The 12,842-nt window shown below is 75.0% G+C and carries 12 protein-coding genes; 6 read left to right on the forward strand and 6 right to left on the reverse strand.

What is annotated here, in order from left to right; translation table 11 throughout:
• The first annotated feature begins 103 nt into the window (after window positions 1-103).
• Complete coding sequence (locus FHX52_RS17875) at window positions 104-1,279, forward strand: NAD(P)-dependent malic enzyme (protein ID WP_141823613.1); 1,176 nt, start codon at window positions 104-106, stop codon at window positions 1,277-1,279.
• Between the two features lie 41 nt (window positions 1,280-1,320).
• On the opposite strand, the gene FHX52_RS17880 is transcribed toward FHX52_RS17875, so the two are convergent.
• The 3 genes from FHX52_RS17880 to FHX52_RS17890 are packed head-to-tail and all read right to left on the reverse strand — an operon-like array spanning window position 1,321 to window position 3,424.
• Window positions 1,321-1,944, reverse strand: coding sequence for a CbiQ family ECF transporter T component (locus FHX52_RS17880; RefSeq protein WP_141823614.1), 624 nt, complete (start codon window positions 1,942-1,944; stop codon window positions 1,321-1,323).
• A complete protein-coding gene (locus tag FHX52_RS17885) occupies window positions 1,941-2,687 on the reverse strand; it encodes an energy-coupling factor ABC transporter ATP-binding protein (RefSeq protein ID WP_141823615.1) in 747 nt (248 codons plus the stop codon). Before FHX52_RS17885 ends, FHX52_RS17880 begins: the two co-directional genes overlap by 4 nt.
• Window positions 2,687-3,424 (reverse strand): biotin transporter BioY, encoded by a 738-nt coding sequence (locus tag FHX52_RS17890; RefSeq protein WP_141823616.1) that lies wholly within the window; start codon window positions 3,422-3,424, stop codon window positions 2,687-2,689. The genes FHX52_RS17885 and FHX52_RS17890 overlap by 1 nt, the downstream gene beginning before the upstream one ends.
• Window positions 3,425-3,499: 75 nt before the next feature.
• Here FHX52_RS17890 and FHX52_RS17895 point away from each other — a divergent pair, with 75 nt between their 5' ends.
• Window positions 3,500-4,471: a zinc-binding dehydrogenase gene (locus tag FHX52_RS17895; protein WP_141823617.1), complete on the forward strand. Its 972-nt coding sequence runs from the start codon at window positions 3,500-3,502 to the stop codon at window positions 4,469-4,471.
• Here FHX52_RS17895 and FHX52_RS17900 read toward each other — a convergent pair.
• Both FHX52_RS17900 and cofD read right to left on the reverse strand, forming a co-directional pair.
• Complete coding sequence (locus FHX52_RS17900) at window positions 4,458-5,528, reverse strand: coenzyme F420-0:L-glutamate ligase (protein ID WP_141823618.1); 1,071 nt, start codon at window positions 5,526-5,528, stop codon at window positions 4,458-4,460. The two genes, FHX52_RS17895 and FHX52_RS17900, sit on opposite strands and share 14 nt — an antisense overlap.
• Window positions 5,525-6,544, reverse strand: a complete 1,020-nt coding sequence (gene cofD / locus FHX52_RS17905) for a 2-phospho-L-lactate transferase (protein WP_141823619.1) — start codon at window positions 6,542-6,544, stop codon at window positions 5,525-5,527. Before cofD ends, FHX52_RS17900 begins: the two co-directional genes overlap by 4 nt.
• Window positions 6,545-6,790: 246 nt before the next feature.
• Here cofD and FHX52_RS17910 point away from each other — a divergent pair, with 246 nt between their 5' ends.
• Genes FHX52_RS17910 through FHX52_RS17920 form a run of 3 tightly spaced genes read left to right on the forward strand, consistent with a single transcriptional unit; the run spans window position 6,791 to window position 11,860 of the window.
• The gene (locus FHX52_RS17910) at window positions 6,791-7,057 is read left to right on the forward strand and encodes a WhiB family transcriptional regulator (protein ID WP_141823620.1); all 267 of its coding nucleotides are present in this window, start codon (window positions 6,791-6,793) and stop codon (window positions 7,055-7,057) included.
• A 46-nt stretch (window positions 7,058-7,103) separates the two neighbouring features.
• Window positions 7,104-10,379 carry a glycosyltransferase family 2 protein gene (locus FHX52_RS17915; protein ID WP_141823621.1) on the forward strand — a complete coding sequence of 1,092 codons (3,276 nt, stop codon included), beginning with the start codon at window positions 7,104-7,106 and terminating at the stop codon, window positions 10,377-10,379.
• On the forward strand, window positions 10,376-11,860 hold the full coding sequence (locus tag FHX52_RS17920; RefSeq protein WP_141823622.1) for a DUF5719 family protein: 1,485 nt from the start codon (window positions 10,376-10,378) through the stop codon (window positions 11,858-11,860). The genes FHX52_RS17915 and FHX52_RS17920 overlap by 4 nt, the downstream gene beginning before the upstream one ends.
• Window positions 11,861-11,864: 4 nt before the next feature.
• Here the strand turns inward: FHX52_RS17920 and FHX52_RS17925 are convergent, their stop codons facing one another.
• Window positions 11,865-12,200, reverse strand: a complete 336-nt coding sequence (locus tag FHX52_RS17925) for a metallopeptidase family protein (RefSeq protein ID WP_311769394.1) — start codon at window positions 12,198-12,200, stop codon at window positions 11,865-11,867.
• Window positions 12,201-12,379: 179 nt separating this feature from the next.
• Here FHX52_RS17925 and FHX52_RS17930 point away from each other — a divergent pair, with 179 nt between their 5' ends.
• Window positions 12,380-12,814 carry a DUF3499 domain-containing protein gene (locus tag FHX52_RS17930; RefSeq protein ID WP_246070111.1) on the forward strand — a complete coding sequence of 145 codons (435 nt, stop codon included), beginning with the start codon at window positions 12,380-12,382 and terminating at the stop codon, window positions 12,812-12,814.
• The last annotated feature ends 28 nt before the right edge of the window (window positions 12,815-12,842 follow it).

A 12,842-nucleotide genomic window follows, 5' to 3' on the forward strand; every position in this document is an offset into this window, starting at 1 on the left:
ACCCCCGTTACGCGAGAACGACCCTGCAGGCATGACCCCGGCATGGTTCCACCCAGTCAGGGCCTGCCTGCCCTTCCCGTCACGCGAACGAGGTGTTCCAGCCATGAGTGCGTTGCCCACCCATCAGCTCTTCGATCCCAACGACCCGGTCTTCGTCGTCCACGAGGGCGGCAAGCTCGCCGTCCACGCCACGTCCGAGCTGCGCGATGCAGCCGACCTCTCCCTGCTCTACACCCCGGGCGTCGCCGACGTCTCCCGCGCCATCGCCGTCGACCCGACGCTGGCCGACGTCTACACGAGCCGGCGCAACACCGTGGCCGTCGTCAGTGACGGCACGGCAGTCCTCGGCCTCGGAGCCGTCGGCCCGCTCGCCGCGATGCCGGTCATGGAGGGCAAGGCCGTCCTCTTCAAGCACTTCGCCGACGTCGACGCCGTTCCGGTCTGCATGGAGACCGGCACCGTCGACGAGATCGTCGATGCCGTGGCCCGCATCGCGCCGACCTACGGCGGCATCAACCTCGAGGACATCTCGGCGCCGCGGTGCTTCGAGATCGAGCGCCGGCTCAAGGAGCGGCTCGACATCCCCGTCTTCCACGACGACCAGCACGGCACGGCGATCGTCGCCCTCGCGGCACTCCTCGGCGCCGTCAGGGTCGTCGAGAAGACGCTGGGCGAGCTCACCGTCGTCGTCGCCGGCGCCGGAGCCGCCGGCGTGGCCGTGACGCGGATCCTGCTCGCAGCCGGGGTGGGCGAGGTCATCGTCACCGACTCCCGCGGCGTCCTCGGCCCCGACCGCGTGGGCGAGGAGGGGCTGCCGTCGCACAAGGTCGACCTGCTGCGCGACACGAACCGCAGCGGCGTCAACGGCGCGATCGGCGACGCCCTCGAAGGTGCCGACGTGCTCATCGGGGTCTCCGGCGGCACCGTCGTCGAACGCGACCTCATGCGGATGGCGCCGCGGGCGATCATCTTCGCCCTCGCCAACCCCGACCCCGAGGTGCACCCGACCGTCGCGCGCCGCTTCGCCGAGGTGGTCGCGACCGGACGCTCCGACTTCCCGAACCAGATCAACAACGTGCTGGCCTTCCCCGGGATCTTCCGCGGCGCCCTCGACTCCGGGGCCCGTGCGATCACCGAGGAGATGAAGCTCGCGGCCGCCCACGCCATCGCGGGCCTCGTCGGGCACCCGACCGCCGAGCGGATCGTGCCGAGCGTCTTCGACGAGCGGGTCGCCCCCGCTGTCGCCGACGCGGTGGCGCGGCTCGCGGCGCGACGGTGACGGGACGCTGAGCTCGACAGGGCGGGCCTGGTCGACGGGGATCAGGCCCGCTCTGCCGGATCGGTGAGCCCGCGCGCCGCCAGCGCCTCTCCCGTCGCGCGCCCGTAGGCGACGACCTGCACGACGGTCGGCACGACGAGGGCCCGCGGGTCGCGCTCGAGGCCTCGCGCTCGGGCGGACTCGCGCACGACGGCGAAGGCGCCGGCGACCCACGGCACCGACCGCAGCACGACCGCCAGGGTCAGGGCGACGACCTCGGGGTCGACCCAGCGTGACGCAGGGCGGGCACCTCGCACGACCGCGTCGAGCATCGTCGTCACCGGTGTCGTCGCGGTGAGCAGGCCCGCCGCGACGAACGCGGTGGCGATGCCGAGGACGACGCGAACGGCATACGCCGGCCCGACGGCCCACCACTGGAAGGCGCCGAGCACCACGAGCACCGGCGCGAGGGAGCGGAGCGAGCGGAGCAGCCGTGACAGCGGCACACCGGCCGTGACGGCGATGAGGAGTAGCGCGGCGAGGACCGCTGCGAGCGGCACTGCCGAGTGCACCCACCAGGGCAGCAGCCCGACGGCGATGACGCCGATCAGCTTGGCCCCGAAGGGCGCCCGGTGCAGCCACGAGTCGCCGACGACGTGCGCGGAGAAGAGGCCGGGCTCCCTCACGAGGTCGCCACCGACCGCCGGTAGTGCGCGACAGCGGTGTCCGGCGAGCCGTCGAAGACGACCCGGCCGCCCTCGATCACGAGGGTGCGGTCGGCCTCGCACGCCAGGTCGAGGTCGTGCGTGGCCGTCACGACCGTCTGCGGCAGCGTGGCGACGAGGCGGCGCAGCGCCACGGTGTTGCGCAGGTCGAGCAGCGTCGTCGGCTCGTCGAGCACGAGGAGGCGCGGCTCCGTGGCGAGCACGACGGCGATCGCCATGAGCTGGCGCTCGCCGCCCGACAGCTCGTAGACGGAACGGTCCGCGAGCTCGGTGAGACCGAAGCGGGCGAGCACCGCCTCGGCGGCGGCTCGACGCTCGGACCGCGAGCGGTGCACCCGGCGCAGCGAGAGCTCCACGTCCTCGCGCCCGGTCGGCATGACGAGCTGCGAGATCGGGTCGGTGAAGGCGAAGGCCACCCGGCGGCGCACGTCGCTGCCGCGGCTCGCGGTGTCGAGGCCGTCGACCCGCACCGACCCCGACGTCGGCACGACCAGCCCGTTGAGCAGGCGCAGGAGGGTCGACTTGCCCGAGCCGTTGGCGCCGATGACGGTGACCCGCGGCTCGCGCAGCACGAGGTCGATGGGGCCGAGCAGGGTCCGCCGGCCCGCCCCCGTCTCGAACGGCACCGTGACCGTCGCCGCCGTGAGCACCACCTCCGGTCGGTCGGGCACCCCCGCCCCGGCGGTATGCGGCTCGGCGGGCATCAGGGTCGCGCGACCCTCCGCACGAGCACGTCGGGGAAGGCCCGGTGCACCGCCGCGGCAGCGACGGCGGCCACGAGGCCCTTGACGACGTCACCGGGCAGGAAGGGCAGGTCGGCGGCGAGGGCGGCCTCGAAGGACAGCTTCGCGTTGATCATGAGGCCTGCGATGCCGAGCGGGTGCACGACGAGCAGGGTCGTGAGCAGCGTCGCGACGAAGAAGAGCGGCGCCCACCAGGTCCGGCGCGCCCGGCGCAGCACCGCGCGGCTCGCGAGGCCGAGCACGAGGGCCGCGAAGACGAACGAGACGAGGTAACCGGCCGTGGGGCCGGCGAGGACCTGCAGGCCGGACTGCCCGCGGCTGAAGACCGGCAGGCCGACGAAGCCGAGGAGCAGGTAGAGCAGCACCGCGGCGGTCGCCCGACCCGGGCCGAGCACGAGACCGGTGAGCATGACGGCGAGGGTCTGCAGCGTGATCGGCACGCCGAGCGGCCCGACGGGGATCCCCGGCACGACGGCGGCGGCGACGAGCAGAGCCGTGAAGACCGCGACGAGACCCACCGACTGCGCGTCGAGTCCGCGGCTGCGTCCTGCCGGCTCCGCGACGGGCGGGGGCGCGGGGGCCGTGGTGGATGCGGCGGCCGTGGCCGGGGCGGCGGCATTCGCGCCGGGAGCGTCGTCGACGTGGGACCCGACGTGTGTCGCGACGTGCGCGTCGGGGGCGGGGCTGGGGTCATTCACGCCATGGACCCTATCGGGCGCCCCCTACCCTGCCCGGCTCTGCCCCGGAGGACGCCGGGTCACTATGGTGCTGGAATGCTCGCTGCCTACGCCGCCGCCCAGTCCGCCTCCGACCCGCTCTCGGGTCTCGTCGTCGGAGAGCGCCCCGACCCGCAGGCGCGGCCCGGCTGGACGGTCGTGCGGCTGCGGGCGGCCGCCCTCAACCACCACGACGTCTGGTCGCTGCGTGGCGTGGGTCTGCCCGCCGACCGGCTGCCCATGGTGCTCGGCTGCGACGGCGCGGGTGTCGACGAGGCCGGCAACGAGGTCATCGTGCACGCCGTCGTCCCCTCCGACGGCTGGCGGGGCGACGAGACCCTCGACCCCCGACGGACCCTGCTGTCCGAGCTGCACGACGGCACGCTCGCCGAGCAGGTCGCCGTGCCCGCGACCAACGTCGTGCCCAAGCCTGGGTCGATGTCGTGGGAGACCGCGGCGTGCCTCTCGACGGCGTGGCTCACGGCATACCGGATGCTCTTCACGAACTCCGGGGTCCAGCCGGGCGGGACCGTGCTCGTGCAGGGCGCCGGCGGCGGCGTCGCGACGGCGCTCATCCAGCTCGGGCAGGCAGCCGGCTACCGCATGTGGGCGACGTCGCGCGACGAGGCGAAGGGCGCCCGCGCGCTCGACATCGGGGCCGACCGGGTCTTCGCCTCGGGGGAGCGGCTGCCCGACCGTGTCGACGCGGTCATGGAGACCGTCGGTGCCGCGACGTGGTCGCACTCGGTCAACTCGCTGCGCCCGGGCGGCACGATCGTCATCTCCGGGGCCACGTCGGGCGATGCACCCGCCAAGGCCGAGCTGACGAAGATCTTCTTCAAGCAGCTGCGCGTCGTGGGCTCGACGATGGGCACTCAGCAGGAGCTCGCCCAGCTCGCCCGTCTCGTCGTGCAGGCCGGCATCGAGCCGGTCATCGACTCCGTCCGACCGCTCTCCGAGGCGCGCGACGGCTTCGCGAGGATGGTCGACGGCGACGTCTTCGGCAAGGTCGTCTTCACGGTCGGCTGAGCACGTCGGCGCCGCGCACGCGCACGACGACCGAGCACCCGTCGGCCGCGGGCGCGAGCGGGTCCCCCTCGAGCCCGTCGCACGAGAGGGCGGCCTGCAGCCGAGCGACGAGCCGACCCAGCGCGTAGGGGCCGTCGGCGCCCAGCGTGACGGAGTCGTCGCCGACGTCGGCCGTGGCGTCGTCGTCGTCTGCGAGGGCGAGCCGCACGGCTCTGGAGACCGCTCCGGTGCGCGTGTCGGGGCCGGCAGGCGGGATGCCGACACGGGCCGCGAGCGGGCTGCCCGCGGTGACGCCGAGGGCCGCCCGCACGGCCTCCACCCTGCCGAGGGCGAACCAGTCCTCGGGTCCGGTGCGCACGAGGCCCCGGGCGCCGTCGCGGTCGACCTCGGCGGCTTCGTCGAGGACGACGTCGGCGAGCCCGCGCACCACCGCGACCGGCACCCCGAGCACCTTGCCCTTGACGAGGTCGGCCGCAGCCGCGATCTCGTCGGCGAGGGCGCGGGCCGTGACCGAGAGGTCCCTCCCGTCGGCGTCGACGGCGCCGCGCAGGTCGTCGAGGACGCGCAGGCCGTGCGCGCCGAGCGCGAAGTCGACCTGGCCGGCCCGCCAGGGCCTCCCCGCGGTGTCGCTGAGCACGACCCCGAGACGCACGCCGTGCCGCCTCGTCAGCTCCCCGTGGAGCGTCCGGCACACGCCGTCGGGGTCGTGGGGGAGGAGCAGCCAGCCGCCGCGCTCGCCCGTGTTGCTGCCGTCGACACCGGCCGCAGCCATGACAGGGCCGGCCTTCGCCGTGACGATGCGGGTCAGCCGCCCGCCGGAGAGGCGCTCGGCGACGACGCCGTCGCTCTCGGCGGCGACGACGCGCTCCTTGTCGGGGTCGTCGGTGACGAGGCCGAGGGCCTTGCTCGCCACCTTGCTCGAGACGACGACAACGTCGCCGTCGGCGAGGGTGAGGCCTGAGGCGCGCAGCCCCCCGTCGACGAGGTCCGCCAGGTCGTCGCCCAGACACACCTCCGGTATGCCGTGCAGCGGGGTGATCGTGACGGCGCCGCTCACGCGGTGACCCGGCTCGCCCGGTCCTCGCGCAGGCGCAGCCCGAGGTCGAGGGCGGCGCCGGCGAGGTCGGCGGCGGCGTCGACCGAGCTCATGAGCAGGGGACGGTGCTCGACCTCGACGCGAGGGCGGGCGGACTGACGGCCGGCCGGCATCGGGTCCTGCTCGTCGACGAGCCAGCCGTCGAGGAAGTCCTCGTAGAGACCGGCGACGCCGGCGCTCGTCTCCTCGACGCCGATGGCGCGCAGGCAGGCGTCGGCATGGCCCCGGACGGGCCGCCCCCCGACGAGGGGAGACACGCCGACGACGGGTGCGCGGGTGCCGCGCAGGGCGTCGCGCACCCCGGGCACGCCGAGGATGATGCCGATCGACACGACGGGGTTGCTCGGCGGTAGCAGCACGACGTCGGCCTCACGGATGGCGTCGAGCACGCCCGGGCCCGCGGTCGCCTGGTCGAGGCCGGCGACGACGAAGCGCTCGACCGGGAGCGCCGCCTGGTGGCGCACCCACCACTCCTGGAAGTGGATGGCCCGCTGCTCGCCGTCCTCCTCGACGACGACGTGCGTCTCGACCGGGGTGTCGGTCATCGGCAGGAGCGTGACGCCGAGGTCGGGCAGTCCCCAGCGGGCGGAGAGCCGCGAGACCACCTGGCTGAGCGGCATACCGCGGCCGAGGAGCTGGGAGCGGTAGACGTGGGTCGCAAAGTCCTTGTCTCCCAAGGTGAACCACTGCGGGTTGGCCCCGAGCTCTGCGAGTTCTGTTGCGAGAGAGTGGGTCTCGTCGACGCGTCCCCAGCCCTGCCCTTCGTGGACCCCGCCACCGAGGGTGTAGAGGATCGTGTCGATGTCGGGGCAGACCCGCAGGCCGAAGAGGGTGATGTCGTCACCGGTGTTGCCGATGACGGTGATCCGGGTAGGTGCGTCGCTGGAAGCGGTCGCAGGGTGGTGCTCGAGGTGGCGGAGCAGTCCGCGGAGGAAGCGGGCGCCGCCCACACCTCCGGCCAGGGCGGTGATGCGCATGTGCCGATCCTCTCAGTCCGCCCGCGCCCTCACGTCGTCAGGTCGACCGGAAGTGGGCGAATATCACTTTCGGGCTTGACGTGAGGCGTATGACACGCATGTAATTTCATTGTTGTATTCGTCGGGGTCGGTTCCGTGGTGGTGCAGGTCGACGCAGGTGGTCGACCGGCTCGCAGTCGGGGGAACGGTGCCGGGGGATGCAGCAAGTGCTGACACACATGGAGAAGTCAGGGTCGAGGAGGGGTCATGCACGAGCTGTTTGCAGTCATACCGGACACGGGTGCGGAGGAGGGTGAGCTCTCCTGGCAGGAGCGTTCGCTCTGCGCGCAGACCGATCCCGAGGCGTTCTTCCCCGAGAAGGGCGGTTCCACCCGAGAGGCCAAGAAGGTCTGCGTCGGATGCGAGGTGCGGGCTGAGTGCCTCGAGTACGCCCTCGCGAACGACGAGAGGTTCGGCATCTGGGGCGGGCTGTCCGAGCGGGAGCGCCGCAAGCTGAAGAAGCGCGCCGTCTGAGCGTGTCGTCCCCCGGACCGCCGCGGTCCGGGGCGATGGTAGACCCGTGCCCGACGAGCTCACCCAGGTCATGACCACCCCCGCAGGCGCGGGGGCGGCAGCGACGTCCGTCCTCCCCTCCACCGGACGTCCAGCTGCCGCCACGGTCGACCTTGTGCTCGTCGTCCGCGACGGCTCGTCCTGGCTGCCCCAGTGCCTCGATGCGATTGCGGCACAGCAGGTCTCGCCGTCGCGCATCGTGCTGGTCGACGTCGCGAGCAGCGACACCTCGGTGGCGATCGCGCGGGCGCACCAGGGAGTGCGGCGCGTCGCGCCGCCCCTCGAGGTCGTCCGCCTCGACGAGCCGGTGCCCCTGGGCACGGCCGTCGCGCGTGGCATCGAGGCCCTCCCGCTCGTGGGCGACGCGTCCGACGCCTGGGTGTGGGTGCTGCACGAGGGTGCGGCCGCCACCCCGTCGACGCTGGCGCGGCTGCTCACCGCCGGCCTCGCCTCGCGGTCGGTCGGCATCGCCGGCCCCAAGGTCGTCGCCTGGGACGACACCCGCCGGCTCGTCGAGCTCGGCATCCAGGTCACCCACACCGGTCGCCGCCTCGGGGCGCCCGCCGTCGGAGAGGCCGACCAGGGGCAGTACGACGGTCGAGAGGACGTCCTCGCCGTCCCCACCGACGGCATGCTCGTGCGCCGCTCGGTCTGGAACGACGTCGGCGGCTTCGACCGGTCCTTCCTCGAGCACGGCGGCGCGCTCGACTTGGGGTGGCGCACCCAGCTCGCCGGCCACCGTGTCGTCGTCGTGCCCACTGCCGTCGTCCGCGACGCGGGCACACGCGTGAGCTCGGCCGACGGTCATGACGACACGCCCTGGGTGTCCGATGGGCCCTCCACCCGGGCGGACGGCCGCGAGCGGGCCGCGCGCGCGGAGCGGCGCGCCATGCGGCAGGTCGCGCTGGCCCGCTGCTCCCCGCTCGCCGCCCCCTTCCTCGCCGTCTGGGTCGCCCTGTCGGCCGTGCTGCTCGCCGTGACGCTCCTGCTCGCCAAACGCCCGCGCCTCGCGTGGCGCGAGCTCGCCGACGTCACCGCCCTGCTGCACCCCGTCGCGATCACGGGCGCGCGCTGGAGGGGCCGGCGGTCGCGGCGACTCGGGCGTGGCGACCTCGCCACCCTCTTCGTGCCGGCCGGGGCCTCCGTGCGCACGGCCGTCGACCGCATCCAGGACTCGGTGCTGCCCGACCGGCACCCCGAGCTGCGCGAGGCAGCCCCCACGACCGAGACCGGCCCCGCGACCGACGAGTCCGAGGCCCTCGGAGCCCTCCCCGCGTCGCTCGGGCGGCGCGTCCTCACCCACCCCGGCGTGCTGGCCGTGACGGCCGTGCTCGTGGCCACCGCCATCGCCTGGCGGGGAGCGCTGCGGGCGGGCGCCCTCTCGCCCTCACATACCGGCCTCGCCGGCGGCGAGCTGCGACCCGTGACGACCGACGCCGCCGGCCTCTGGCACGCCTTCCGCGACGCCTGGCACGGCGCCGGGCTCGGCACCGGCGTCGACTCCGGGCCCCACCTCGCCGTGCTCGCCGGCCTGACCTGGCTCGCCGAGCGGCTCCCCGCCCTCGACGGCAGCAGGTCGAGCGCCGGGGTCACCGTCGCCTGGCTGATCGTGCTCGCTCCCGCGCTCTCGGCGTGGACGGCATACCTCGCGGGTCGTGTCGTCACGACCTCGCGGGTGGCGCGCGGCATCGTCGCGCTCGCCTGGGGCACGAGCGCCGTCATCACGACGGCGACCGCCGACGGCCGGCTGACCCTCGCGGTCGGACACGTCCTGCTGCCCCTCGTGCTCGCCGGCCTCACGCTCGCCGCCCGGCGCGATGGCACGTGGACCGCCACGTTCGCCACCGCGCTCGGCGCCGCGGTGCTCGGGGCGTTCGTGCCGCCCCTGCTCGTCGTCGTCCTCGTCGCCGCCCTCGTCCTGCTCCTCGTCGGCCCCGGCATGGTGCGTGGCCGCGCGGTCGTCCTGCTCGTCGTGCCGGTCGGCCTGCTCGGCCCGTGGGTGACCCGCTTCGCCGACGACTGGCGCCTCGTGCTCTCGGGCCCCGGTCTCGTCGCCACGGCCGACGGCCACGGCAGCTGGCCGCTGCTGCTCACGCACCCGGGCGCCGTCACGCCGGCCGTGTGGCTGCTCGCGCCCGTCGTCGCCCTCGGGGTGGCGGGGTATGCCGTCCGGTCCCGAAGCGCCGCAGGGGCCCTCGGGCTCGTGGCGGGCGCCTGCCTGTCGCTCGTCGGGCTCGCGGCCGCGTTCGCGTCCGGGCGGGTCGTGCTCGGCTCCGCCGAGACCGGGATCGGCGTCTCGGAGCCGGCCCACCTGTGGGCGGGCGTGGGTCTCGAGCTCTGCCTCGCGGGCCTGCTCGTCGGAGTCCTCGCGGGCAGCGAGCCGGTGCTCGCCGCGTTGCGCGGTCCCCGCCGGCGCTGGTCCTTCGCCGCGAGCGTCACCGTCGTCGCGGTCCTGCTCGCGGCTGTCGTCTCGGGCGCCGCGCTCTGGGCCGTGCGCGGCGCTGGGTCGACGTTGACCGTCGGTCAGGCGACGCTCCCAGCCGTCGCGGTGGAGCAGGGCTCGGGCCCGTTGGCCAACCGCCTCCTGCTGCTGCGCCCGTCCCCGGAGGTCGTCGACTTCGTGCTGGCCGGGCAGGAGCCCGGCGAGCTGCTCCGTGACCTCGACCGTGAGCCCGACGCCGACGACGCCCCCCTCGTGGCGGCCGTCGCCGAGCTCGTCGGCGGTCAGGGCGCCGACTCCCTCGACGCGTCGTCGCTCGCGCGGCTCGGCATCGGCTTCGTGCAGGTGTCCGAGCGCAGCGACTCGACGCTGACCCGTCGCCTCGACTCCGCAGAGGGCCTGAGCCGCCTGGGCTCGAGCTCACGGGGCATCCTCTGGAAGGTGCGTCCCCTCACCGTGGCCGCCGACGGAGAGGCCGCGACCGCGCCGTCGCGGGCCCGGCTCGTCGACGCCGCCGGGGCCCAGCTCGCCGTCGTGCCCACGCGCGGCCCCCACGCCGCCATCGAGACGGAGCTGCCGCGTGGCAGCGACGGGCGCCGCCTCGTCGTGGCCGAGCCGGCCCAGTGGGCCGACCACGCCGTCGTGACGCTCGACGGCCAGCAGCTCACGCCCGTGTCGGGCACCGACCAGCCGACGTATGCCGTGCCCTCCGCAGGCGGCGACCTGACCGTCGACCTCGCCGCGGCCGACCCGTGGTGGCGGCTCGCGCAGGCCACCCTGCTCGCCCTCGTCGTCTTCATGGCCATCCCCTTCGGCAACCGTCGGTCGAGGAGGCGCTCGTGAGCCGGGTCGGGCGCGCCGCCCGCGTCGGGGCCCTCGTCGTCGTGGCTGCCGGCATCGCCGTCGGCGCCGCGAAGGTGCCGGGCACGGTCGAGCTCGCGCCGGCCAAGGGCCAGGCGGGGCTACCTCAGGTCTCGAACGTCCTCGTCGGCGAGGCCGCCCTCGTCTGCCCGGGCCAGCAACGCCTCGGCGCGACCGGTCTGCGCAACGTCTCCGGCGATGTGCGGGTCGCGGCGTCGCCGGCGTCCGCCCCCACCCTTCGCGCTGCGGGGGTCACCCCTCCGAGCGGGGCCGGACAGGTCGACCTCGAGGGCGGGACGAGTGGGGCGGTGCTCGCGACCGGCGCGACGATCGACGGCCTCGTGGGTGCGGCCGCGACCGGCCCTGTCGTCGGCCCGGTCATCGCCCGCGCCACCGGTGCGCTCGCGCCCGGGCTCGTGGCCACCCAGGTCTGGCGGCGCACGGGTGACGACGACCGCGGTCTCGTCGTGACCCCGTGCGGCCTGCCCGCTGCCGACGCGTGGCTCCTCGGCGGTGGAGCCGGTGCCTCGCGCACCGAGCGCCTCGTCGTGAGCAACCCCGGGGCGAACGCCGTGACCGTGGCCTTCGACGTCTTCGGCCGCTCCGGGCCGGTGGCGACGGCTGAGGGGCGCAGCGTCTCGGTGCCTCCGCGCGACCGCGTCGTCGTCTCGCTCGATGCCCTCGCACCCGACGAGGTCGCGCCCGCGGTGCACGTCCTCGCGACCGGCGGTGTCGTCTCCGCGGTCCTCTCCGACCAGTGGATCGAGGGAGCCACGCCGCGCGGCATCGACGACTCGGTGCCGGCCGCGCCGCCGGCCACCACGCAGGTGGTGGCGGGCCTCGACGTCACGAGCACGACCTCCCTGCGCCTCGTCAACCCCGGCACCACGGGCGAGGCTCTCGTCCAGGTCACGGTGCTGACTCAGCAGGGCCCGAGCCAGCCGGCCGAGCTGCGGGCGGTCAGGGTGCCGCCCGGTGCCACCACCGACGTGCCGCTGGCCCTCGCTCCCGGCGCCTACGGCCTGCGGATCAGCTCGGACCGACCCGTGGCCGCGGCAGCCTGGACCGAGCGTCGGGCCGCGGCGGCAGACCGCATGGGCGACTTCGCCTGGCTTCCGGCGACGCCCCCGGTGCGCGACCTTGCCGGAGCCGTGCTGCCCTCCCTCGACGGCGCGACGAAGCGGCTGCTCCTCTCGGCAGGAGCCCAGGGCGGCCAGGTCGAGGTCCAGATCGCAACGGGCACCGAGCGCCGCACCCAACCGGTCGCGGTCAAGCCCGACTCGACCGCCGTCGTCGACCTCGGCCGCGCGGACCGGGTGTGGGTCGCAACCCGCGGGGGCGACGTGCGCGCGGCGGTCTCGGTCGTCGCTGCCGACGCCGGCGTGCCACAGGTCGCCGCAGTGCCCCTGGTGTCGGCTCCCGTCACCGCCGTCTCGGTGCCGGTGCGCCAGGTCGGCAGCTGAGCGCCTACTCCCCGAAGCCGGGGTCGAGCTCCTCGGGCGAGACCCCGAGCAGCCCGGCGACCTGCTCGGTGACGATGTCGGCGACGAGGGCCGCCACGTCGCGCCGGTCGCTGACGCGGGTCTCGACGGGCCGGCGATAGACGACGATGCGAGCGGGCCGGGCGCCGGTCGCGGGGAAGAGCCGACCGAGGGGCACCTCCCGGTGGTCCCAGGGGGCCGGTCCGCGGGGAACGTCCTCGACCGCGAACTCCACTGCGGGGAAAGCGCGCCCGCAGGTGGCCTCTAGGCGGGCCGCGGCGTCGAGCACGTAGTCGTCGAAGGCGTCGCGCCGGCTCCTCATGGTCGGCACCGGAGGCCAGGCGAGAGGCCCCCGGTGGCCCCTGCCGTGCCGGTCACGGCGCCGGCTCGCGGGCGCGGGACGCGGGATGCTCGTGCTCACCCGTTCACTCTAGGCTTCCGGCGGACGGTGACCGGCGTGGTGTCTGCATGTCGTCACCGGGCACGACTAGAGTCCCCCGCGTGGGTCTCACACGAGGGTGTTCCAAGACGGGGTGCAACCGCCCGGCCGTCGCGACTCTGACCTACGCGTACTCCGACCGCGCCGTCGTGCTCGGTCCGCTCGCGACCTACGCCGAGCCGCACACCTACGACCTGTGTCGTGAGCACGCCGAGCGCATGACGGCTCCTCGGGGCTGGGAGGTCGTGCGCGTCGGCGGCGACTACTCCGAGCCCGCGCTCGCCCCCGACGACCTGCTCGCGCTCGCCGACGCCGTCCGTGAGGCGGGTCGCCCGCGCGCCGCGCGGCCCCCGAGCGCGACCTCCGGCCCTCGCGATGCCGGCGCCGCCAGGGGTGACGGTCGGGGTGACGCACGTGGTCAGGCCCGGGCCGAGGCGGAGTCCGGGGCGGTCGAGGCCGGTCGGCGCGGCCACCTGCGCATCCTGCGCGACTCCTGACGTCCGCGGCTCCGGCTGCGACGGCTAG

Source organism: Humibacillus xanthopallidus, assembly GCF_006717145.1.
Taxonomy (GTDB): Bacteria; Actinomycetota; Actinomycetes; order Actinomycetales; family Dermatophilaceae; genus Humibacillus; species Humibacillus xanthopallidus.